Source organism: Spirosoma humi, assembly GCF_054776575.1.
This window is the reverse complement of sequence record NZ_BAAHBR010000008.1, coordinates 1-22,685: the sequence shown is the minus strand read 5'-3', so window position 1 is coordinate 22,685 and position 22,685 is coordinate 1. Positions and strand designations below refer to the sequence as shown.

The window sequence follows — 22,685 nt, the reverse complement described above, 5'->3', positions numbered from 1 at the left end:
ATCTGTTTCAAAACCCCTGCCCTTGTGCGATGAGTTCCGAAATATCGTAGACCCGGACGGAATCTTCCTTGTTTTTGTTTTTAACCCCATCAGACATCATGGTCATACAAAACGGACAGGCAACGGCAATGGTATCGGCCCCTGTGCTAAGCGCTTCTTCTACTCGCTCGACGTTCACATCTTTCCTGCCCGGTTCTGGCTCTTTAAAATATTGCCCTCCACCGGCACCACAGCAGAGCCCGTTTGCCCGCACGCGCTTCATCTCGACCAAGTCGGCGTCTAGTGCTGCCAGTACCTCACGAGGTGCTTCGTATACTTTATTGGCCCGACCCAGGTAGCAGGAGTCATGAAACGTGATTCGACGGCCTTTAAACGATTCGCCGTCCTTAACACGAACGCGCCCTTCGTTGATAAGGCCCTGCAAAAACTGGGAATGGTGAATCACTTCGTAATGACCACCCAGTTCAGGATACTCATTTTTAAGCGTGTTGAAACAATGAGGGCAGGCGGTCACAATCTTCTTAACGTTATAGCCGTTCAGAACCTGAATATTGGACATCGCCTGCATCTGAAACAGAAACTCGTTTCCGGCCCGACGAGCTGGATCACCCGTACAGCCCTCCTCCGGCCCCAATACGGCGAATTTGATGCCTACATGATTTAAAATACGGACAAAGGCGATCGTTACGCGTTTATAGCGATCATCGAACGAGCCAGCACAACCGACCCAAAACAGAATTTCTGGTTCTTCACCCGAGGCCGCCATGTCGGCCATGGTGGGCACTTTATATGTTCTTTCCGTTGCAGACATTGTTGGTATGTTTTCAGTATTCGGTTTTTGACTTAAGGCTGGCGCATTGGTTGCCCCCGCGTTAGCCTTAAGTCAAAAACCGAATACCATAAGCTATTAGTCATTTACCTGATCAGCCCAGTTAAACCGGTCACTTGGCGAGAATTTCCAGGGAGCCATGTTGTTTTCGATGTTACTGAACATAGCATTCCAGGAAGCTGGCGCTTCGGATTCTTCCATTACCCGATACCGACGCAATTGAAGAATAATATCCAGCGGATTAATGTTGACCGGACAGGCCATCACACAGGCCTGGCAGGTAGTACAGGCGTTCAACTCTTCGGCAGTAATGTAATCGTTCAGCAATGATTTATCATCCTGATAGTCATTCCCATTCTGTTTCCACCCTCGCTGAATATCGTCAAGCCGATCGCGCGTATCCATCATGATTTTACGGGGCGACAACTTTTTCCCCGTCATGTTAGCCGGACAAGCCGCCGTACAACGACCGCACTCGGTGCAACTGTAGGCGTTCATCAGGTTTATCCATTTAAGATCCTGCACGTCCTTAGCCCCGAATCGGCCAATTTCAGCGGGCTGTTGACCATTGTCATTGGCCTGCGACCCATCGGCTTCGGTAGTGACAGGCAAGCCAAGAGCGAGCTGCACTTCTTTGGTAATTTCGGGCATATTTTGCATTTCCCCTTTCGGCTGGAGATCCGAAAAGTAAACATTTGGAAAACCCAGGGCAATGTGTAAGTGCTTCGAGTAGGTCACGTAAATGGCAAATGCCATAATGCCTAAAATATGAAACCACCAGGCAATGCGTTCATAGGCCACCAGAGCCGTATCGCTAAAATTGGTAAAAAGTGGTTTCAGGTATTGACTAATGATAAAATCAGGTACAATGCCTTTCAATTCGCCATAGTGGCCAACACCACGATCGCGCAGAACGCTGTCCGATGCATTCCAAGTCAGGAAAGCAATCATCAATAAAATTTCAGCAGTCAGAATGATCGCGGCATCCATACGAGGCCAACGGGTCATTTCACGGTGCCGCTCGGGTTGGAATCGAGCCACTTTAGACACAAATCGACGACACAAAAAAACCACGCAAACAGCCAGTACACCGAAAGCCAGTACCTCGAATACGTCAATCAAAATTGGGTAAATGGGTGTGATGTAGGGCGCGAACAGGCGGTGCGTGCCCAGAACGCCATCCAGAATAATCTCCAATATCTCAAGATTGATGATGATAAAACCGGCATAGATGACAAAGTGCATAACTCCAACCAACAAGTTGGTAAACATCTTCTTCTGACCGAACGCCACAAGTAGCATCGTTTTCAACCGTTCATCGGCGTGATCAGACCGATTTTCGGGTCGGCCTAGGTTAATGGCACGGGAAATAAGTCGAATTCGCTGTGTAATGTACCAGGCTACAACGGCTAAAGCTGCGACAAACAAAATTTGTTGAAAAATTTCCATTCGTTTAGAGTGGCTTACTACCTCTGAAAATCAACCAATTGGCAAAGGCGTTATAACTTTATTAAAAATATTTCAGTAAAAGTGTTGCAAAAAGGCGAGGAACGCCTACTTTTGCACCCACGTTTCAGGGTGATGTAGCTCAGTTGGTAGAGCAAAGGACTGAAAATCCTTGTGTCGGCGGTTCGATTCCGTCCATCACCACCACCCTAACGCAAGCCTTCTCAATTGAGAAGGCTTTTTTTATGGACCAAGTTGTCAAAAGCTTAAATCTGTCAGTCATTTACTTCGTTCAGCTATCAATAGTATGCATGCATACTATTTTACTGACAGCAAATATACTGTTTTCACTGTAGCTAACAAGGGGGGGGCGCGGTTGTTTGGGATTTAGCCCAGATATATCTGCGTAATTTCAGTATATGATTCGTATGAACAAACAGGACTTGTTACACGCACACTGACTCTATTTTTGGACGGTGTCCATCTCAATACCGATTGCCCGCATGAGTTGACTGGCATTGAAACTCTTACAAATGCCATCGCGGAGTTTATAATCGAATACTAACTCGCCATTGTTGAGATCAGACTGGAAATGGTAATTTCGGACAAAACCATCTGCATCGGTAAGTTGGCCTAACTCGAGATCATGTGTCGAGACAAAGCCCGACGCCGTTGTACGATGCAATTGGCGAATCAGGGCCTCTGCACCACGGTGTCGATCAGCCGAATTTGTCCCTTTTAAAATCTCATCAAGAAAATAAAGAACCGGCAACTCTTTTGCGCCAGAGGAGACCTTCGCCTGGTTAGACCCCGTTAGACCGATGAGTGTCTGAAGACGCTTAAGTTCAGCGTAGAACGACGATGTGCTTTCTTCCAGCGAGTCTTGCGTGCGCATACTTGTAAACACCTGTACAGGCGAGCACGTGAATCGCTCAGCACTAACGACAGCCCCTGCCAGCGCCAGTATGACATTAGTACCCACCGTACGAAGAAATGTACTTTTACCCGACATGTTGGAGCCGGTAATCAATATTGTTCTGCCAGAACCTCGTAGCACAAGTGAGTTGGCAACGCTGCTCTTTTGGACTAATAGCGGATGGGCCGCCGACGTCATTTCTAATACAAACTGATCATCGACAATGTCGGGGGTAGCATAGGTCGGATGCGCGTAGGCGAAGCCCGCCAGACTGTTCAGGGCTTCTAGTTCGCCAAGCACTTCGAACCAGTAGCTGAGCGATGGCCCGTAGGTTTGTCGCCAGCGTTCGAGCCGGAGCAGATAGTGGATATCCCAGAGTGTGGCTACACCAAAAAAAAGAAAGAAATAGGGATTCCGCCGATAGTTCAATCCTTCGGTAAGCTGGCTTAGCTGGCTAATTGCTTCGGACGCTGATTTTTCGTCGGCCGTCAATGCCTTTCGGATCGCCCGCAACCGAACTGACTCCCCTTTTAGTTGCTCCGCCTGACTGAATAAAGCTCTGTATGCTTTCAGCGCCGTTGACATCTCGAATGTCTGTTCGCTCACCTCCTGAGCCCGCGCTGACGTTTGACTTAGTACGATTCCGTGCACCGCCAGGGCCAGTAATATGGTTACGCCCGGAACGTATCCGATCAGCCACGCAACAAATAAACTCAGTGTAATGACTGGCAAAATAAACCGGACGGCTGTCAGGTAATTCGGTATAGGCGCTACTTCGGCCGTGATCCATTTGATAAGCGCGTCGGGCGATTGCTGGATTGTCGATTCGACGTAAGCCAGCGCTTCAAATTCCTGGCGCCAGTCAATCTTTGGTTTTAGCTCCGCTGAAGCTTCCTGACGGAGTTGGATAGAATCGACTCCCGACGGAGTTGTGAGCCACGTAGCGAGCCGTTTCTGACCGCAGTAGGTATGGGTCCGGTTGAGCAGCCGAAAAAGGGAATGCTTGCCAAATACATCCAGGTCACCCGCGTAATAGTGAGTAGGAATCGTAAACTGCTCACCGGTTTCGGGACGTATGTACTGGCGTTTGAGCCGAGCTGATTCATCCTGGTTAATGAACGTTAACTGATGGTTCAGGTCGCGTTCATACCGTACTCGCTGATGCTGTTTTAACAAGACCAAAAAGCCAATCAACCCCACTAGCAAGGCACCGACTGCCGCGAGTTGCTGATCGAGCCGGATAAGCAGCCAAACGACAGCAACGCTTCCAACAAACCAGACAAGCCGCCAGAATGCCAACTGGTTGTATTTACGCTGAGCAACCTGCTCTTGCTGACTGAATTGTTGCTGACGTTCGTGAAAAGTGGTTTCGGGGAGCATTCGGTAACGCGGGAAAAAGTCGCAACTAGTGGATAAAATCGTAGCGACACCAATACCCTGCCTGGCCAGAACGGGTAGGTCAGTCGCGTTACAAACAATGAGGGCTATTTATTACAGTCCTGACATACGCCCTGGATGAGCAGATTCATCTCCTTCCGATTATAGCCTTCCGGCAATGCGATAGATGGAATGCTAACTTTATCCAGGCAGGTTGTTTGTCCGCAGGCTTCGCATTTAAAGTGTACATGATCATGATGGTGGTGACCGGCAGAACAATTGTCGCGACATAAGGCATACTTTGTTCCGCCCTCGTCATCCAAAACTTTGTGCAACAAGCCTTTATCCAGAAAAGTCCGCAACGTTCTGTAGATCGTTACCCGGTCATGATCGGGACCAAGGCCATTTTCAACATCATTGTGCGCCAGCGCGTGACCCGCGTTCAGAAACAAATCGAGCACCTCCTCCCGGCCATTCGTATGACGGAGGTTGAAGTTTTTCAGCGTTTTGGAAGCAGGAGTCATTTTAGTAAACGTTTGTGATTCGTGACTCGTAGTTTCAACAAGTCATGAATCTTTATTCTGTAGTCTCAAACTGCAATTTAACCAGATTGGCATAGATACCGTCTTCCTGGGTAGCTAGTTCGTCGTGCGTACCCGACTCGGCAATTTGCCCTTCGCGCATGACATAAATCATATCCACTTTGCGAATCGTTGCCAGCCGGTGGGCAATAATGATCGTTGTTCGGTTTTGCATCAAAACGTCCAGTGCTTCCTGCACTAACCGTTCCGATTCGGAATCGAGCGAACTTGTGGCTTCATCCAGAATCAAAATGGCGGGATCTTTCAGGATGGCACGAGCAATGGCAATTCGTTGCCGCTGGCCACCCGACAGTTTAACACCCCGCTCCCCAACGATGGTTTGTAATCCCTCCGGGAAAGAATCAATGAACTGAAGGGCATTGGCCTTCCGGGCTGCTTCACGAACTTCAGCTTCCGACGCCCCTGGTTTACCGTATTGAATATTCTCCAGAATAGTACCCCCAAAAAGCATTACTTCCTGAGGCACTACGGCAATATTTTTCCTTAACTCCGTTATGTTGAAGCCCGACAGATCGCGATTGTCAACCGTAATCTGACCACCGCCAATTGGATAATAACGCATCAGTAACTGTACAATGGTCGATTTCCCGGCCCCACTCTGACCAACCAGCGCAATCTTATGACCAGCGGCTACGTCGAGCGAAATACCTTTCAGCACGGGCACATCCGGACGGGAAGGATACGAGAACCGGACATCGTTGAACTGAACATGGCCATGCACGGGCACAAACAAGGGAGTTTCTTCCTCAGCATTGACTTCAGAGGGCTCTTCCAGAATTTCCAGAATCCGCTCCGATGAGCCAATCGTTCGTTGCAGTTGAGCGTACAAATCGCCCATTCCCGCTACCGAGCCACCGATGAAGGTCGTGTAGACAATAAATGTTAGCAGATCAGCAAACGGCATTTCGTTGGACATCACCAGCGACCCACCGTACCACACCACACCAATGATGCCGCCAAAGAGGGCAAAAATAACGAACGAGACGAACACACCCCGGAAACGGGCCGCGTGCAGGGCTGTATTGACAACTAGTTGTAAAGCAGTGCCATAGCGGTTAATCTCCAGCTTTTCATTGGTAAATGCCTTGACTACATTGACCGACTGAAGCGTTTCTTCAACAATAACATTGGCCTGCGCCAACAAATCTTGCGCTTTCTTGGAAAGCCTGCGAATGAAGCGTCCGAAGAACATGGCCGCCACAATGATAATTGGGAAAGTTGCCAGCATGAACAGCGTCAACTTCCAGGAAACATAGAAAATAATAGCCGTGCCAATCGTCAGCGTCCCCACTTGCCGAAACAATTCAGCTACGGTCAGCGTCAGCACATCCTGCAACTGCGAAATATCAGCCGAAATTCGGCTCGTCAGTTCGCCCACGCGCCGTTGCTCAAAAAATGAAACCGGCAACGTAATGATTTTACTATAAGCGGCCCGCCGTACATCGGCCATGGCCCGTTCGCTCACTTGTGAGAAGAAATAAATCCGAAAGAACGAGAAAATAGCCTGCGCAATAAGCACGCCCACAAAAAACAGCGTAACCTGGTTAAGCGTGTAGGCCGATTTTCCCTGGATGACACTCGTAATCTGCCCGATGAGCAATCCAAAACTCATGGTTGTGCCCGTCGACAAGATCAAGAACACAAACCCGATTATGTATTGAATCCGGTAGGGTTTCACAAACCGAAAGATGCTGACGGCTTTTTTAAATCCGTCGCGGCTAAATTTCTTTTTATCTTCTGGATTGGCTTCTTCGCCAAAACTCCCTGCTCTTTTTGCCATTAGTTTGTCGCTACATAGACGCAACGGATTGCATCTTTACTCTTTTTGTCCTTTATATCCTGATTGCTCGAAAATCATGCGGGCATCGGCCATACGCATTAACTCTGAGATACTCACACGACTGTGCTCATCGTGATACCGGCCCACAATTCGCCAGCCGACCCAACGCCCGATCGCACCAGGACAGGCCTGACCAATTTCGGCCGTAAAGGGCCGCTCGTTCAAATATCGCTGTTTTATGGCAGGACTCGTTTGGTATAACAATTGATTATCAATAAAATGCGCCCAAACAACATCCTGTGCGTTAAACGTTTGGGTGAGTTGCTTGTCTGAATAACCGATAATTAAACTGTCGGCGACCTCAGGAAGCATTGTTTTGGTGAATACATAGCCTTTGCCATAATAGACCATATCGGCCAGCATGGTTTGGTCAGCCCGGTTTGCGGCATTGTATTTGTCAGAGATCGCGAAAATAATGGCCGGAACGATGTATTCTTTCTGGTAACGGCGCAGGATGTACTGCGGAAATTCCTGCCCCGGTGGACGATACTTGGCTTTAGGTCCAGCAAAATAGTCGATCCCAATAACGATCAGGCTATCGGTAACTACCAGGTCAGGCCCGAGAAAACCCGTTACGAGCGTTACTATTTTGGGCGCTTTAAAGTCAGGAAAGTTTTTTCTGATGGCTGTAAAGGCTTCGGCCAGTTGATTTTTCAGGTCGGCCATATCGCCAAATTCGTTCTGAATTTGGTTATTGAATTCATTCAGAGCCGGGTTGTTAACCCGGTTGGTCAAATCCTGGACGAGTCCCGTATCATTTCCGGCTCCGTTCGCGTTAAAGTACAATTGAGATACACCCTGATTCCGGTTCAGTAAAGCTCGAACACTGTCGGGTGATTTACCGGAGAAGAGCTGTTGGTCAAGCCGAATTAAAGTAATGTCTTCGTTTTTAGTACACGAAGCCATCAGAAAGAAACAAAAAAGGCCTACGATGGCCAACCGTATTTGCATGAAAATCACGTGTTTTCAATATAGAAAACGTGCAAAATTATGAAAAAAGTTGCAGGGTTTGGATTGATTTTGGTCATGTTGGCTGCTGGCAATAGTTGGGCGCAATCCACTTCGCCCGCCCTTTACCACATGAGAACGAAGGAATCGAGCGTTACTGAAAAGCGATTTCGCAAAATTTTGGGTGATAATTACGACGGTCAGGACAAAAACCGGCGCGACTATGATGACGACCGCAAGCGCCGACGTCGGAAACAGCAGGCGACTGAAAACCAAACAACCGACAACAACGGGTATGGCTCTGGCCCCGATTATGCCTGGCCAAGTCACCTCATCGAGATGGGGATACGGTTTGCGCCCTCGCTCGATCTGAACACGGCCGAAGGAACAGGCACTTATCGCGGGTTTGGCAACAACGGTGCGGGCGTTCGGATGAGCGTTGGTCCCACGCTCGATTATTTTTTCTTTAAGGATCGCTACGCGTTCAGCACCGGCCTTTTCTATACCATTAAACGGTCGGGCTTTCAGATGCCCGGCTCGTTTGGCCAGACCGTCTGGAATCCGGGTGCCCCCGAAAAAGAGTCTATTTATAACTTGCAGTACCTGCAAATTCCGGCAACGGTGAAACTATTTGCCAACAACATTGGCCCGAACATGCGGATGTATGTGCAGACCGGTGGTCTGATCAGTATTAAGCTGGCCGAAAGAGCGCTGGAACCCGCACGCAATGGCCTCTACATGGCCGAAAGTGGCGGCACACGCCGACAGTACGGTTTTGGGGATATAGAACTGTTACTTGGTGCGGGCGTGCAATACAAAATCAACCAGAACAATGCATTTAATGTTGGCATGAGCTATCAGCGTGGGTTAATCAACGTAGCGAGAGCCAGTGAACTGACATCCAAAAACCGGGTCGTTTCGTTAGATCTGGGTTTTAAGTTTTGATGTACCGAACAGCTTCTGGCTGTTTGATACACGCTAACTGGTAATCCTCACCTCAATTCCTTTCGCCCGCAAATACCCTTTCAAATTGGGGATATCAATTTCCTTAAAATGAAAAATACTGGCCGCCAAACCGGCATCGGCTTTTCCGGCGGTAAATACATCCACAAAATGATCCATTGAACCGGCACCACCCGATGCGATAACCGGAATATTGGCATCTCCCGAAATCTGGGCCGTTAGCTCAAGAGCAAACCCTGCTTTAGTACCGTCGGTATCCATTGATGTCAGCAGAATTTCACCGGCACCCCTATTCTCCACTTCTTTTGCCCAGGCAATCGTACGTAGTTCGGTGGGCTTGCGGCCGCCGTGGGTATGAACAATGTGTTCACCAGCTACATAACGCGTATCTATGGCTACCACTACGCATTGGCTTCCAAACTCTAAGGCCAGTTCGTTAATCAAATCGGGGTTGCGAACGGCTGACGAGTTAATGGAAATTTTGTCAGCACCCGCGTTGAGTAACGCCGACACATCCGCCACTGACGAAATGCCCCCGCCAACCGTAAACGGTATATTAATCGTGTGCGCCACATTACGAACGAGTTCAATGAGGGTCTTCCGTTCATCAACGGTGGCGGTAATATCCAGAAAAACCAGTTCGTCGGCACCTTGTTCGGCATAAACAGCCGCCAGAGCAACGGGATCGCCCGCATCGCGAAGATTGACAAAATTGGTTCCTTTTACGGTACGGCCGTCCTTGATATCGAGGCAGGGAATGATTCGTTTCGTAAGCATTAGTAGGCAGTAAACGCTTTGATAGCTAATAAATTTTCGGGATTTTCAATTGGTGCAAAGCCGAACTGTTTGTAGAGACCGTGGGCATCTAAGGTGAATAGCATTATCCGGCGAAGGCCCTGCAAGGCGGGGTATGCTTTAATGAAGGCTACAAGTTGTTTCGATAAGCCCTTGCCCCGGTGTTCGGGTAGGATAAAGACATCAGCCAGATACCCGAAGGTCGCCATATCGGTTATGACGCGGCCAAAACCAACCTGATTGCTTCCCTGGTATACACCGAAACATAGTGAATTATCGATGGAGCGCTTAACGATCTCAATCGGAATATTTTTGCTCCAATACGCTTCTTCGCTCAAAAAGCGGTGAATCATGTCAAGGTCAAGTTTTTTCTTATCGTCGCTGATTATGTAGTCGCTGGTCATAGGCTATTAATTTTTTGCAACTCTTTCAACGTCACGCGCCCCTCGTAAATCGCCTTTCCGACGATAACGCCGAAGACGTTCATATCAGCCAGGGTTTCAATATCGGCCATGTTGCTGACGCCCCCGCTGGCAATAATGTTTAGATTGGGAAACTGATCCTGCATGTTCCGGTACAGATCGAATGAGGGTCCCTGTAACAGACCATCTTTGGCAACATCCGTACTAATCACATACTTGATACCTTTCTCGACCCAGTTTTCCATAAAGTCATAAATCCATACGTCGGTACCTTCTTCCCAGCCACTTACAGCAATTTTCTCGTTTTTTGCATCGGCACCCAGAATGATTTTTTCCGAACCGAGTTGGGCGAGCCAGCGCTCCATCTGGTCAGGATTCTTTACGGCAATGCTTCCACCCGTTACTTGTTTGGCACCGCATTCAAACACGACCCGTAAATCCTCATCAGATTGTACGCCACCGCCAAAATCAACGTGCAGGTTGGTTTTGGCTGTAATCTGTTCCAGAACTTTCCAGTTTATAACCCGTTTCTCTTTGGCTCCGTCGAGGTCAACCAGGTGCAGGCGAGTCAGGCCAGCGTCTTCAAATTGCTGGGCTACTTCCAGCGGACGAGCGTTGTATTCTTTCTTCTGACTGTAATCACCCTGGGTAAGCCGAACGGCTTTCCCATCAATCAGGTCAATAGCGGGAATAATATGCATGAGTAACGCGGACAGTCCGCTTATTAAAATGAAACACGATATCTGGACAGGAGGCTGCAACGCCAGCCCAGCCGCGTTACAGTTCTAAAAAATTCTCTAAAATCCGCTGCCCAACGTTTCCACTAATTTCGGCATGGAACTGCGCGGCATAAAAATTATCGCGGTGCAGCATAGCACTGAAGGGCCGAACATAATCACAGACAGCTGTGGTTTCGGGGCAAATATCAGCGGCAAAGCTGTGCACGAAATAAACGTAGGCGTTGTCGGGTAGTCCCTGCGTTAACGGCCCCCGAAATGAATGAATACTGTTCCAGCCCGTATGTGGCACTTTAAAGCCCGGCTCATTCGGTAACCGCCGGACGTTGATATCGAAGATGCCCATGCAGGTCGTATCGTTCTCTTCCGAGTGGCGGCACATCAGTTGCATGCCCACACAGGTGCCCAAAACGGGTTGTTTCAACGACGGGATCAGCTTGTCGAGACCCCGCTCGCGCAGGTAAGCCATAGCGGTACTGGCCTCCCCAACGCCGGGAAAGATGACCTTGTCGGCCGAGCGAATCTCCGCTTCATCGTCGGTCAGCAGATAACTAGCTCCCAGCCGCTCCAGGGCATACATCACTGACTGAACGTTACCCGCGTTGTATTTGATAATGACAGTTTTCATACATAAAAAAGCCCGGCTCCTTGCAGAACCGGGCTTTGTATCGTGTGCTAATCAGGAGTATCTCACCAAATTCACAAACAAGCGCATCTAGTTCTGCTGCGTTACCGCCCAGAATGGTGATGCCGATGGTTTTTTGCTTGTAGAATCATGAAGCAAAGGTAACGCTCAGACGTTTAAATCAAAACAAACTGGCCTGCACTACTTTCGGTTGTAGAACAGGTTCCGACAGATTTAAACCGCAGTGTTTGTTTAGCTCGCGGACCCAGTACAGAATCAGTTCGGGGGCGGTGTCGTTTTCGGCACCACCGTGAACAAATAAATACGCTTTCTGTAATCCTTTGTCAAACCAGGTTTTTAGGCGTTGTACCCAGGCATCGGTACGCAAATAATCTGTTGGATGGCCCTCATTGGCGATAAACCGTAAGGTAAGAACGGGACTGCTCAAGCCCATATGCAACACATCGCGTCGGCCGGCCACATCGGTGATTACCACATGCCGGTGCAGGCCATAAAGGCGTTCAAGGGTTTGCTGCCAGACTTGCGCTTTGCTGAACCAGTCGGGATGGCGAAACTCCACGGCTACGTCAAGTTCGTCGGGCAGGCTCTTGAGATAGGTTTCCAGTACCGGCCATTTGTCGGGGCCAAACGTGGGGGGTAATTGGAGAAACGTCATACCCAGAAACTGCTCCAGACTTAAGACCGCATTGACAAACTCTTCGGTAAGACCCTCGGCGGCAATCAAATGACGTTCGTGGCTGATCGCCTGCGGGAACTTGGGGCAGTAGGTAAATCCTTCCGTTGCTTCGGATTTCCACTTCTCGATCATACCCAGTGTCGGGATTTGGTAATGCGTTAGGTTCAGCTCGATCGTATTGAATTGCCGGGTGTAGTAATGCAGGAAATCTTTATCCTTGGCATGGGATGGGTACACTTTCCCGACATAATCTTTGTTAGCCCATATAGGGCCACCAATAAAAACGGAGGGTTTGTAGCGGTCGCTGACGGGTAGCGGTTCAACAGCGGCCCAAATTCGACCGTTAAAGGCCGCTCCGGGCGGTAAGTTGAAATTGACGGTATCAAGATTGTGTATTTTTCCGAATTCCATGTTCGCCTAGTCATGAAGTGTACCTATAAAACGGCAAACACACGCTTTCGTTTTTTCGCCCTACCCAATTTAGTTAATTTTGCTTTTTAGCCGTAGTGCTCACCGTCGGTTTTTACTATATCAACCGTCCCGACGATAAAGGAAGACGGGATTTCAACTGATTTATGATTTCAAAAACATACGCCCCCCAGGAAATTGAAGCCAAATGGTATCAATATTGGCTTGACAATCAATTCTTTAAGTCTACACCGGACGAGCGGGAGCCTTATACCGTTGTCATTCCACCGCCAAACGTGACCGGTGTACTGCATATGGGCCACATGCTCAATAATACCATTCAGGACGTACTGGTCCGGAAGGCGCGTATGGAAGGTAAAAATGCCTGCTGGGTGCCCGGAACCGATCATGCCAGCATTGCTACCGAAGCCAAAGTAGTAGCTATGCTCAAAGAGCGGGGCATTAATAAGAAAGATTTGACCCGCGAAGAATTTCTGGAATATGCCTGGGAGTGGACGCACAAATACGGTGGCATTATCTTGTCGCAGCTTCGCAAATTGGGCGCTTCCTGCGATTGGGATCGCACGCGCTTTACGATGGAGCCGCCTTTGTACGATTCTGTTATCGATGTATTCGTTGACCTCTACGAAAAAGGCCAGATTTATCGGGGCGTTCGGATGGTTAACTGGGATCCACAGGGACGCACAGCCGTATCCGACGAAGAAGTTATAACGAAGGAGATTCAGCAGAAGTTGGTGTACATTCGGTATGAGATAGCCGGAAGCAACGGACAGGAGTTTATTACGATTGCTACCGTTCGGCCGGAGACGATCATGGCCGATGCCGCCATTGCCGTGAACCCAAATGATGAACGTTTCATGCACTTGCATGGTCGGAAAGCCATTATACCGCTCATTAATCGGGAAATTCCCATTATTACCGATGAGTACGTCACTATGGATTTCGGAACGGGTGGCCTGAAAGTAACCCCCGCCCACGACCCGAATGACTATGCCCTGGGTATTACGCACAACCTGCCCGTGCTGGATATTCTTAGCGACGATGGTACGCTGAATGAGAAAGCCCAGATCTTGGTGGGCATGGATCGCTTTGCCGCACGTAAGGCCATTATCAAGCTGCTCGACGAATCCGGAAACTTGGAGAAAACCGAAGACTACAAGTCTAACGTTGGTACATCGGAGCGGACAGGCGCCGTTATTGAGCCGAAACTCTCGTTGCAGTGGTTCCTGAAAATGGATGAACTGTCGAAGCCTGCGCTTAAGAACGTCATGGACGATACCATTCAGCTCGTTCCGCCCAAGTTCAAAAATATGTACCGCTCCTGGATGGAGAACGTACACGACTGGTGTATTAGCCGTCAGTTGTGGTGGGGCCAGCGCATTCCTGCTTTTTACATGCAGGATGGCACTATTGTCGTCGCTAAAAACAAACACGAGGCCTTAGAAAAAGTACAGCACGAAAAACTGCTGTTTGCGATGACGGAGGCCGATCTGACACAGGATGAAGACGTACTGGACACCTGGTTCTCGTCCTGGTTGTGGCCTATATCCGTTTTCGACGGATTGAAAGACCCTGACAACGCTGATATCAATTACTACTACCCGACCAATGACCTCGTTACGGCTCCTGAAATCCTATTCTTCTGGGTGGCCCGGATGATTATTGCCGGGTACGAATACCGGGGAGAAGCCCCCTTCAAGAATGTTTACCTGACGGGTATTGTCCGGGACAAACTCGGTCGGAAAATGTCGAAATCATTGGGTAACTCACCGGATCCACTCGACCTTATCGATCAGTACGGCGCCGATGGCGTTCGCACGGGCATGCTGTTCAGTTCGGCAGCGGGTAACGACCTGATGTTCGATGAAAAACTGGTCGAGCAGGGCCGGAATTTCAGCAACAAAATCTGGAATGCTTTCCGACTGGTAAAAGGGTGGACAGTTAGCGATGGCAACGCAGAGATAGCACGTGCGTCATCGCTACCCATCCAATGGTTTGAATCGAAGTTAAACACTACGCTGATTCAAATCGAAGATGATTTTAGTAAATTCCGTATTTCCGATGCCTTGCAGGCGGTTTATAAGCTCATTTGGGATGATTTTTGTTCACAATACCTTGAACTCATTAAGCCCCCATTTGACTCCGAAACGGGCACGCCCCAACCCATTGATCAGGTAACGTACGAGGCCACGATCGACTTCTTTGAACGGCTTATGCGACTGGCGCATCCGTTTATGCCCTTCATTACCGAAGAGATTTGGCAAGATATTCGCGAACGGCAAGACGGCGACAGTATTTGTATCGCGCCGTTTCCAAAAGCTGGAACTGTCGATGAGTCAATACTGACCGACTTTGAGACGCTGTTCGATGTGATCTCCAATGTTCGGAACATTCGGAATGCCAAGCAGATTTCGCCTAAAACTGAACTTCCACTGGCCATTAAAACAGCTTCACCTGGCCGGTTTGAAAAACTTGACGTATTGATACAAAAAATGGCTAACGTTTCGGCCATCAGCTACGTCAATGAAAAGTTGGATGGTGAATCGCAGGTCGCTTCTACCGATCGGCTGGCGCTTTCGTTCCTGATCAAAGGCGACGAGTTCTTTGTCGATATTGCTGGAGAAATTGACGTTGAGCAGGAAATTGCCAGTACCCGCAAAGAGTTAGATTACAACATCGGCTTCCGGGAATCAACATTAAAAAAACTATCGAACGAGAAATTCGTTGCTAATGCAAAACCTGATCTTGTGGATCGGGAGCGCCAAAAACTCGCCGATGCCGACGCTAAAATTCAGGCGTTAGAACAACGGTTAAGGGACTTAGCCATATAAGCAAAGCAACAATTGGTGTAACCTGAATGGTTGAAAGCAAGACGCTTTGCCCTTGTTCAGAACATTTATTAATATTTTCAGCGCAATAATACGATTATTTGACTAAATAATTGTATTATTGCTTTTTCACAACTGGTTTTTTCATCGATGAACAAGTGCATTTTTTTAGACCGCGACGGAGTGCTGAACGAAGACCGAACGGACTATGTGTATCGAGTCGAGGATTTTATTATTCCCGATGGTGTGCCCGAAGCACTTCGCTTATTGAAAGACGCAGGTTATTTACTGATTGTGATTACCAATCAGGCGGGTATTGCCAAAGGCTTATATACGCGCGATGATGTAATGACCTGCTATAATTACCTGCAGGATCAGTGCGGCCAGTTAATTGACGACATCTATTATTGTCCTCATCATCCCAAATACGATAGTGAATCACTCACCCGGAAGCCGGGATCATTATTACTCGAAAAAGCGATAGCCAAGTATAATATTGAACCGGATGTATCCTGGATGATCGGCGATGCGCTTCGCGATATGCAGGCGGGCAGGCGCGTGGGTGTGCGAACCGTTCGTATTGCGCATGAACTGCAGTCTTCTCCCGACTACGACGGGTGTGCAACCAGTTTGCTGGAAGCATCCCGATTCGTATTGGAATACGCCTGAACTAAAAATACCTCCCGATCTTGTTAAAAAGACGGGAGGTATTTTTTTGCCTGAATTTTCCGTTTACGCCCGAACCTGGCTTGAGGCAGGTTTCTGTACACTTCCATATGCAGGGCAATTCGCCTTGCGCGAACACGAGCCAAGCGATAACGTTGCCAGTACAGCGCCAAAAATTAGTAATTTTTTCATGAATACACGTTCTGTTTTTGCCCTAACCTTCAGATTGATAAACGAATATAGTGCCAAAAACTATACGACTTATTAATTTTTGTCAGGCTACCACTTCCTTCCATTGCGGGTAGTAACCTAACAAAATAATTATTTAGTTCTCTTCTTTCACTAACTCAGCTACTTCTTCGCGCTCTTCGGCGGCTTCGGTTGCTTCGAGTTCCGTCATGCCGGGCTCGGCATTGCCATAGCCCAGAATTTTAAGCATTACCTCACTATTTTGTTCGGGTGCAAACAACCGGGTTCTAAGATTTCCCTCTTCATCTTTATCCACAATAACGTGTTGAGGAGCCGGAATAAGACAATGCTGAATGCCACCGTACCCACCTAAGGATTCCTGATAGGCACCTGTATGGAAAAGGCCGATGTACTGGTCTTCGGTATCCTGATCAAAAATGGGCAGATACAAGTCGGCGCTGTGGGCTTCTGTATTATAAAAATCATGCGAATCACACGTCAGTCCACCTAAGTTAACCTTCTGGTAAGGGTTTTCCCAGTTATTGACCGACAGCATAATGTATTTCTGCCCTAAGCCCCAAGAGTCGGGTAGCTGTGTAATGAACGAACCGTCGATCATGTACCATAACTCCTTATCGTTCTGCAACTTCTGGTCAATTACCTTGTAAATGACGGCTCCGCTTTCACCAACCGTATAGGAACCAAATTCGGTAAAAATATGCGGTACCGGTACGTTGTTCTTATTGCAAATCCACTGAATACTCTCCACGATCTGATCGATCATGGCCTGATAATCGTACGTAAACTGGAACGATGTCTGAATCGGCATGCCGCCCCCAATATCGATGGAGTCAAGATCGGGGCACATTTTCCGTAGTTCACAATATTTATACATGAAGCGGCTCAGCTCACTCCAATAATAGGCACTGTCTTTGATGCCCGTGTTAATGAAAAAGTGCAGCATTTTCAGCTTGAATTTTTCATTAGGCTGGATTTTACTCCGGTACAACTCGTTTACATCGCTATACCGAATGCCTAAGCGCGAGGTATAGAAGGCGAAATTTGGCTCTTCATCGGTTGCGATACGGATACCAAAGTTCACTGTGTCGGTCGTCACTGAATTCTCGTAGGCTTCAATTTCTTTCAGGTTGTCGAGAACCGGAATGCAATTGGTAAACCCTTCATTAAGGAGTTCGCTGATGTATTGCGTGTAAAGCGGCCGTTTGTAACCGTTGCAAATGATGTACGTGCTCTTATTAATCTTACCCGACTTGTATAACTCCCTCAGGATCTGAATATCGTATGCCGAAGACGTTTCGAGGTGTACGTTGTTCTTAAGAACTTCGTCGAGTACAAACCGAAAATGAGATGATTTGGTACAGTAACAATAGGTGTAGTTACCTTTGTAGTTATACCGTTTCATTGCATTTTTAAACAGCAGCTTGGCATGTTCAATATGCTCCGTAATCTTCGGCAAATAGGTCAGTTTCAAGGGCGTACCGTACTCCTTGACAATGTCCATCAGCGGAACATTATTGAACATCAATTCATTATTCTCGACATTAAATTCCCGTGTGGGAAATTCGAACGTCTGGTCAATCAGGTCATAATATGTCTTCATCCTTGCGTTTAGAGCATAAAATGGGGTTGTCCTACTGCGGCACAGTATGGGCCGTTGCGGTTTTGATTTGAAAAAACAGCTGCGAAATTGACCCCGAAATTCGGGCTTTCCAAAGAAAGGACATGCGCATGATAGTCAACGAAAAAGTAGGGGGTTTGATTCGGGAATAACAGAAAATTAATAGTGTAGAAACATACTTTCTCCATCAACGGATTGTCTTCTTTCTTCAAACCAAAAAGAACGTCTACTTTTGTCACTCGACACAGATTGATTTTACCGAATGTCTCAGGCTATTCATTTTATTTCTATTGGCGGCAGTGCCATGCACAATCTCGCTCTAGCGCTGCAACAACAAGGTTATACCATTACTGGATCCGATGATGAAATCTACGAGCCATCCCGAACCCGTTTACAACAACATGGCTTGTTACCGCCCCAAACCGGCTGGTATCCCGACAAGATATCCGCTCAGTTAGACGCGATCATTGTTGGCATGCACGCCCGTAAAGACAATCCTGAGCTTGTAAAAGCCATGGCGTTAGGGCTACCCATTTATTCGTATCCCGAATTCATGTACCAGCAGAGCCAGCAGAAACAACGGGTTGTTATTGCCGGAAGCCACGGAAAAACGACGATAACGGCCATCATTCTGCATGTGCTGAATCACCACAATCGGAAATTCGATTACCTGGTTGGTGAGCAGATAGACGGTTTCGACACCATGGCTCAACTAACGCCTGACGCGCCGGTTATTATTCTGGAGGGTGATGAATACCCTTCCTCACCCATCGACGCCCGACCAAAGTTTTTACACTATCAGCCGCATATTGCGCTCATTAGTGGTATTGCCTGGGATCATGTCAATATTTACCCAACCTGGGACGAGTACGTCGATGCGTTCGAATTGTTGGCCGAAGCCATGCCCAAAGCGGGGATTTTGATTTTCGACGAATCAGATGACATGCTCGATGTTATTGGCCAGAAGGAACGTACAGACATTACGAAAATTCCTTACCTGCCACATCCGGCTACGGTTACGGATGGGCAAACTTTTTTATTGACCAAGAAAGGGTCAAAAGTACCCGTACAGATCTTTGGCCAGCATAATCTGAAAAATATTGCCGGGGCCATGACCCTTTGCGACCGTATTGGCATTACGGAAGAGCAGTTCTACGAAGCTATTCCAACGTTTAAGAACGTGGCTATGCGGCTGGAGAAACTGGCCGAAACCGATCAGCGAATCATCTACCGCGATTTTGCCCATTCCCCCGCGAAGGTCGAAGCGACCACGGAGGCCGTCAAGCAACAATACCCGGACAAGAAACTGGTTTCCGTTGTTGAGCTCCATACCTTCAGCAGTCTGAACAAAGCATTTTTAGAGCAGTATAAGGGCTCCTTAGAGGCCACGGATATTGGTGTAGTTTACGTCGATGAAAAGGCATTAGAAGGCGATTCTGACGCTTTAACGGCCAATGATATACTTTCGGCGTTTGATAAACCCGGTTTAAGCGTATTTACTGTTTCGAGCGACTTGCAGGCTTTTCTCGCCGAGCATCGCAACACAGCCGACGTTTTCCTGTTCATGAGTTCCGGCGACTTTGGCGGATTAAATTTAGCGGCACTTGCTGATCAGCTGATATAACCTGAATCAGGGTTCAAGCCCTGTACTATAACCAAACGAAAGTCTGACTTACTCATGCATAGTCTTGTTGTTTACTGCGCGTCGAGCCTTGGCGTCAATCCTATTTACAATGAAGTAGCTGCTGAACTTGGCGAGAAAATGGCGGCAAACAACATCCGGCTGATTTATGGCGGTAGCGGTTTTGGCCTGATGGGCAATGTCGCTAACGCCGTGCTAAAAAACGGGGGCGAGGTGACGGGTGTAATTCCCAATTTTCTTGCTGACCTTGAAGTGGCTCACCAGACGCTCACCGAACTACATTTTGTGGAGACCATGCATGAGCGGAAATTCAAGATGGTGCAGTTAGCTAAGGGCGTCATTGCCCTGCCCGGCGGCTACGGAACAATGGATGAGCTATTTGAAATTCTGGCCTGGCGACAGCTCAAGCTATATGATGGCCCCGTTGCCATTGTCAATACAAACGGCTTCTACGATCTTATGCTTCAACAACTCGATCGGATGGTAAATGACGGTTTTCTGCGGGCAGAGAATCGCTCTCTGTTGTTGGTGGCCGATACGGTCGACGACGCTTTAAAACAGATTAGCGAGTTCTGGGATAACCTTTAATGCCCAGAACTCGCCTTTTTCCTTACTTTTTAACTGACGAGAACGAATAAGGAAAGTTCGCTGGATCAGTACCCCGCTGGGTGTTGGCTTTGTCTACCATCTGGAAGTCCAACCGGGCACCCTGCATCAATTCTTTATGACTTAGCCAGTTCGGGCTATACATCTTTCCGTTCACAGTTAAGGCTTTGACATACCGGCTTTGCGCGTTGTTCGCCGGCGCATTTATGGTTAATGTCTTGCCATTTTCAAGCTTCACCGTTATTTTCCTGAACAGTGGAGCACCCAGTACATATTGATCGGTAGCGGGGCAAACGGGATAGAAACCCATAGCGGAGAATACATACCAGGCCGATGTTTGTCCATTGTCCTCATCACCACAATAGCCGTCGGGTGTCGGCTGGTATAGCCGATTCATTACCTCGCGTAACCAATATTGCGTTTTCCACGGCTGGCCTGCATAATTGTATAGGTAAATCATATGCTGAATCGGCTGATTACCGTGGGCGTAATTGCCCATATTCATGATTTGCATTTCACGAATTTCATGGATAACCGTGCCATAATACGAATCATCAAAAACCGGAGGCACGACAAAAACCGAATCCAGCATTTTAGCAAATTCCTGCCGCCCGCCCATTAGGCCAACCAGCCCCTGTACGTCGTGAAAAACAGACCAGGTGTAGTGCCAGCTATTCCCCTCGGTAAAGGCATCGCCCCACTTGAATGGGTTGAATAGCGCCTGGAATATACCATTCTCGTTTTTCCCCCGCATGAGTTTGGTCGATGGGTCAAAGAGATTCCGGTAGTTTTGTGAACGTTTGGCAAAGCGATCTATTTCTGACTGGGGCCGCTTCAGCTCTTTCGCCAATTGGTAAATTGTGAAGTCGTCGTAGGCATACTCCAACGTCCGGGCCGCATTTTCGTTGATCTTCACATCGTAGGGTACATAACCAAGCTTGTTGTAATAACTCGCACCTTTTCGACCCACAGAGCTAAGTGGCCCCTCGGTCTCGGTATTTTTCAAGATAGCCTCGTACAACGTATTGATGTCGTAACCACTTCTAACCCCTTTCAGGTAAGCGTCAGCAATTATAGAGGCCGAGTTCGAGCCAATCATACAGTCCCGATGGCCCGGACTAGCCCACTCGGGCAGAAATCCACTTTCTTTGTAGGCGTTTACCAAGCCCTCCATGATATGTGAATTCAGGGTGAGCTGAGTCAAGTTGAAAAGGGGAAAAGCAGCCCGAAACGTATCCCAGAATCCATTATCCGTGAACATATAACCAGGCAGAACCTGTCCGTTATAGGGGCTATAATGAACAATTTTCTTCGCAGCATCCAGCTCGTAGAATTTTCGGGGAAAAAGCATTGTCCGGTAAAGACAGGAGTAAAAAGTCCTGAGCTGCTCATCTGTTCCTCCCTCTGCCGAAATCCTACCAAGTTCCTTGTTCCAAATAGCTTTTGCTTTTGCTTTAACTGTATCAAAAGAATCGCTACCAATCTCGCTCAGATTCCGTTCAGCTTGCTCAGCACTAATAAAAGACGAAGCAACACGAGCGTAAATCTGTTCTCCTTTTTTGGTCTTAAAACCAACAACAGCGCCAACATGACCCGATTTTTGTTCGAGTTCTTTTAGTTCAAGCTGCTTATCGTGCCACACAGCTGTGTTTGCAAAAGGCTTGTTAAACTGAATGACGAAGTAGTTTTTAAAGTTAGCGGGTACTCCACCGCTGTTTTTAGTTGTATAGCCAACGATTTTGTTTTCGCCAGGAATGATCTTGATGTATGAACCCTTGTCGAGTGCATCAATTACGACATGGGCATCTTCTGTTTGTGGAAACGTGAACCGTAAAGCGGCCGCGCGCTCTGTTGGACTTATTTCAGTAGTAACGTCATGATCAGCCAAATAAACTTTATAATAATACGGTTTGGCGATTTCCGATTTGTGCGAGAACCAGCTAGCCCGTTCATCCTCATTAAACCGTAGTTTACCCGTGATTGGCATGATAGCAAACTGGCCGTAATCGTTGATCCAGGGACTAGGCTGGTGCGTCTGCTTAAATCCACGAAGTTTATCAGCATCGTACGTGTAGGCCCATCCATCGCCCATTTTGCCAGTCTGTGGCATCCAGCAATTCATTCCCCAAGGCAGAGAAATAGAGGGGTAAGTATTCCCGGTAGATAGACTTGGCTTCGAAGCCGTACCCATCAATGGATTGATTAGATCAACTGGGTCAAATTTCTGAGAAGTTACCTGAGAGAAACAGGGAATGGCGGTGCACAAAAAGCACGCTAGTGTGAGTTGAACTATACGCATTAAGTAGCTTCGAACCTTGTCCGTTGATCACGTAAAACAAAGAAGTAAAGTTACTATATCTAGCAATGCCTATAAAAGTTCATAGCCTTAAAAAGCAAAAAGGCCTGTCCTTGTGGGACAGACCTTCGCTGGTTTCAATAGGTGGCATCTTCCTACTCTCCCGCTTGTGACAGCAGTACCATCGGCAGTA

18 protein-coding genes and 1 tRNA gene are annotated in these 22,685 nt (G+C 47.9%); 6 read left to right on the top strand and 13 right to left on the bottom strand.

The window, feature by feature from the left end:
• Positions 1–7 precede the first annotated feature (7 nt).
• Both ACYU8Y_RS08590 and ACYU8Y_RS08585 read right to left on the bottom strand, forming a co-directional pair.
• Positions 8–811 (bottom strand): (Fe-S)-binding protein, encoded by an 804-nt coding sequence (locus ACYU8Y_RS08590; RefSeq protein ID WP_460936197.1) that lies wholly within the window; start codon positions 809–811, stop codon positions 8–10.
• Positions 812–907: 96 nt separating this feature from the next.
• Complete coding sequence (locus ACYU8Y_RS08585) at positions 908–2,278, bottom strand: 4Fe-4S dicluster domain-containing protein (protein WP_460936195.1); 1,371 nt, start codon at positions 2,276–2,278, stop codon at positions 908–910.
• 128 nt (positions 2,279–2,406) lie between these two features.
• Between ACYU8Y_RS08585 and ACYU8Y_RS08580 the strand changes: the two genes are divergently transcribed.
• Positions 2,407–2,482, top strand: a tRNA-Phe gene (locus tag ACYU8Y_RS08580).
• Between the two features lie 256 nt (positions 2,483–2,738).
• Here the strand turns inward: ACYU8Y_RS08580 and ACYU8Y_RS08575 are convergent.
• From ACYU8Y_RS08575 to gldB, 4 genes are all read right to left on the bottom strand, one after another.
• Entirely contained in the window at positions 2,739–4,571 is a 1,833-nt protein-coding gene (locus tag ACYU8Y_RS08575) for a MutS-related protein (RefSeq protein ID WP_460936193.1), read from the bottom strand.
• 104 nt (positions 4,572–4,675) lie between these two features.
• A complete protein-coding gene (locus ACYU8Y_RS08570) occupies positions 4,676–5,092 on the bottom strand; it encodes a Fur family transcriptional regulator (protein WP_460936192.1) in 417 nt (138 codons plus the stop codon).
• Positions 5,093–5,144: 52 nt separating this feature from the next.
• Positions 5,145–6,950, bottom strand: a complete 1,806-nt coding sequence (locus ACYU8Y_RS08565) for an ABC transporter ATP-binding protein (protein ID WP_460936190.1) — start codon at positions 6,948–6,950, stop codon at positions 5,145–5,147.
• Between the two features lie 36 nt (positions 6,951–6,986).
• Entirely contained in the window at positions 6,987–7,961 is a 975-nt protein-coding gene (gldB, locus tag ACYU8Y_RS08560; protein WP_460936188.1) for a gliding motility lipoprotein GldB, read from the bottom strand.
• Between the two features lie 39 nt (positions 7,962–8,000).
• On the opposite strand from gldB, the gene ACYU8Y_RS08555 reads away from it, so the two are divergent.
• Entirely contained in the window at positions 8,001–8,903 is a 903-nt protein-coding gene (locus ACYU8Y_RS08555) for a porin family protein (RefSeq protein WP_460936186.1), read from the top strand.
• Between the two features lie 33 nt (positions 8,904–8,936).
• On the opposite strand, the gene hisF is transcribed toward ACYU8Y_RS08555, so the two are convergent.
• From hisF to ACYU8Y_RS08530, 5 genes are all read right to left on the bottom strand, one after another.
• Complete coding sequence (hisF, locus tag ACYU8Y_RS08550; protein WP_460936184.1) at positions 8,937–9,698, bottom strand: imidazole glycerol phosphate synthase subunit HisF; 762 nt, start codon at positions 9,696–9,698, stop codon at positions 8,937–8,939.
• The gene (locus tag ACYU8Y_RS08545; protein WP_460936182.1) at positions 9,698–10,120 is read right to left on the bottom strand and encodes a GNAT family N-acetyltransferase; all 423 of its coding nucleotides are present in this window, start codon (positions 10,118–10,120) and stop codon (positions 9,698–9,700) included. Before ACYU8Y_RS08545 ends, hisF begins: the two co-directional genes overlap by 1 nt.
• Entirely contained in the window at positions 10,117–10,839 is a 723-nt protein-coding gene (hisA, locus tag ACYU8Y_RS08540; RefSeq protein ID WP_460936180.1) for a 1-(5-phosphoribosyl)-5-[(5-phosphoribosylamino)methylideneamino]imidazole-4-carboxamide isomerase, read from the bottom strand. The genes ACYU8Y_RS08545 and hisA overlap by 4 nt, the downstream gene beginning before the upstream one ends.
• A 76-nt stretch (positions 10,840–10,915) precedes the next feature.
• Positions 10,916–11,503: an imidazole glycerol phosphate synthase subunit HisH gene (hisH, locus tag ACYU8Y_RS08535; RefSeq protein ID WP_460936178.1), complete on the bottom strand. Its 588-nt coding sequence runs from the start codon at positions 11,501–11,503 to the stop codon at positions 10,916–10,918.
• A gap of 178 nt (positions 11,504–11,681) precedes the next feature.
• The gene (locus tag ACYU8Y_RS08530) at positions 11,682–12,608 is read right to left on the bottom strand and encodes a DUF72 domain-containing protein (RefSeq protein ID WP_460936177.1); all 927 of its coding nucleotides are present in this window, start codon (positions 12,606–12,608) and stop codon (positions 11,682–11,684) included.
• Between the two features lie 164 nt (positions 12,609–12,772).
• Here ACYU8Y_RS08530 and ACYU8Y_RS08525 point away from each other — a divergent pair, with 164 nt between their 5' ends.
• Positions 12,773–15,457, top strand: coding sequence for a valine--tRNA ligase (locus ACYU8Y_RS08525; RefSeq protein ID WP_460936174.1), 2,685 nt, complete (start codon positions 12,773–12,775; stop codon positions 15,455–15,457).
• 147 nt (positions 15,458–15,604) lie between these two features.
• A complete protein-coding gene (locus tag ACYU8Y_RS08520) occupies positions 15,605–16,123 on the top strand; it encodes a D-glycero-alpha-D-manno-heptose-1,7-bisphosphate 7-phosphatase (RefSeq protein ID WP_460936172.1) in 519 nt (172 codons plus the stop codon).
• Positions 16,124–16,445: 322 nt separating this feature from the next.
• Here the strand turns inward: ACYU8Y_RS08520 and ACYU8Y_RS08515 are convergent, their stop codons facing one another.
• On the bottom strand, positions 16,446–17,930 hold the full coding sequence (locus ACYU8Y_RS08515; RefSeq protein WP_460936171.1) for a type III PLP-dependent enzyme domain-containing protein: 1,485 nt from the start codon (positions 17,928–17,930) through the stop codon (positions 16,446–16,448).
• A gap of 280 nt (positions 17,931–18,210) precedes the next feature.
• On the opposite strand from ACYU8Y_RS08515, the gene ACYU8Y_RS08510 reads away from it, so the two are divergent.
• Complete coding sequence (locus ACYU8Y_RS08510; RefSeq protein WP_460936169.1) at positions 18,211–19,572, top strand: UDP-N-acetylmuramate--L-alanine ligase; 1,362 nt, start codon at positions 18,211–18,213, stop codon at positions 19,570–19,572.
• A 54-nt stretch (positions 19,573–19,626) separates the two neighbouring features.
• The gene (locus ACYU8Y_RS08505; RefSeq protein ID WP_460936167.1) at positions 19,627–20,178 is read left to right on the top strand and encodes an LOG family protein; all 552 of its coding nucleotides are present in this window, start codon (positions 19,627–19,629) and stop codon (positions 20,176–20,178) included.
• A 22-nt stretch (positions 20,179–20,200) separates the two neighbouring features.
• Here the strand turns inward: ACYU8Y_RS08505 and ACYU8Y_RS08500 are convergent, their stop codons facing one another.
• Positions 20,201–22,495 (bottom strand): GH92 family glycosyl hydrolase, encoded by a 2,295-nt coding sequence (locus tag ACYU8Y_RS08500; protein ID WP_460936165.1) that lies wholly within the window; start codon positions 22,493–22,495, stop codon positions 20,201–20,203.
• Positions 22,496–22,685: the final 190 nt, after the last annotated feature.

Excerpts from the sequence above, each read along its gene's own strand:
- ACYU8Y_RS08585 (WP_460936195.1), bottom strand. The coding sequence starts at position 2,278 with ATGGAAATTTTTCAACAAATTTTGTTTGTCGCAGCTTTAGCCGTTGTA.
- ACYU8Y_RS08575 (WP_460936193.1), bottom strand. The coding sequence starts at position 4,571 with ATGCTCCCCGAAACCACTTTTCACGAACGTCAGCAACAATTCAGTCAG.
- ACYU8Y_RS08520 (WP_460936172.1), top strand. The coding sequence starts at position 15,605 with ATGAACAAGTGCATTTTTTTAGACCGCGACGGAGTGCTGAACGAAGAC.
- hisH (WP_460936178.1), bottom strand. The coding sequence starts at position 11,503 with ATGAAAACTGTCATTATCAAATACAACGCGGGTAACGTTCAGTCAGTG.
- ACYU8Y_RS08525 (WP_460936174.1), top strand. The coding sequence starts at position 12,773 with ATGATTTCAAAAACATACGCCCCCCAGGAAATTGAAGCCAAATGGTAT.
- gldB (WP_460936188.1), bottom strand. The coding sequence starts at position 7,961 with ATGCAAATACGGTTGGCCATCGTAGGCCTTTTTTGTTTCTTTCTGATG.
- ACYU8Y_RS08565 (WP_460936190.1), bottom strand. The coding sequence starts at position 6,950 with ATGGCAAAAAGAGCAGGGAGTTTTGGCGAAGAAGCCAATCCAGAAGAT.
- ACYU8Y_RS08590 (WP_460936197.1), bottom strand. The coding sequence starts at position 811 with ATGTCTGCAACGGAAAGAACATATAAAGTGCCCACCATGGCCGACATG.
- ACYU8Y_RS08505 (WP_460936167.1), top strand. The coding sequence starts at position 19,627 with ATGCATAGTCTTGTTGTTTACTGCGCGTCGAGCCTTGGCGTCAATCCT.
- hisA (WP_460936180.1), bottom strand. The coding sequence starts at position 10,839 with ATGCATATTATTCCCGCTATTGACCTGATTGATGGGAAAGCCGTTCGG.
- ACYU8Y_RS08500 (WP_460936165.1), bottom strand. The coding sequence starts at position 22,495 with ATGCGTATAGTTCAACTCACACTAGCGTGCTTTTTGTGCACCGCCATT.
- hisF (WP_460936184.1), bottom strand. The coding sequence starts at position 9,698 with ATGCTTACGAAACGAATCATTCCCTGCCTCGATATCAAGGACGGCCGT.
- ACYU8Y_RS08510 (WP_460936169.1), top strand. The coding sequence starts at position 18,211 with ATGTCTCAGGCTATTCATTTTATTTCTATTGGCGGCAGTGCCATGCAC.
- ACYU8Y_RS08515 (WP_460936171.1), bottom strand. The coding sequence starts at position 17,930 with ATGAAGACATATTATGACCTGATTGACCAGACGTTCGAATTTCCCACA.
- ACYU8Y_RS08545 (WP_460936182.1), bottom strand. The coding sequence starts at position 10,120 with ATGACCAGCGACTACATAATCAGCGACGATAAGAAAAAACTTGACCTT.
- ACYU8Y_RS08530 (WP_460936177.1), bottom strand. The coding sequence starts at position 12,608 with ATGGAATTCGGAAAAATACACAATCTTGATACCGTCAATTTCAACTTA.
- ACYU8Y_RS08570 (WP_460936192.1), bottom strand. The coding sequence starts at position 5,092 with ATGACTCCTGCTTCCAAAACGCTGAAAAACTTCAACCTCCGTCATACG.
- ACYU8Y_RS08555 (WP_460936186.1), top strand. The coding sequence starts at position 8,001 with ATGAAAAAAGTTGCAGGGTTTGGATTGATTTTGGTCATGTTGGCTGCT.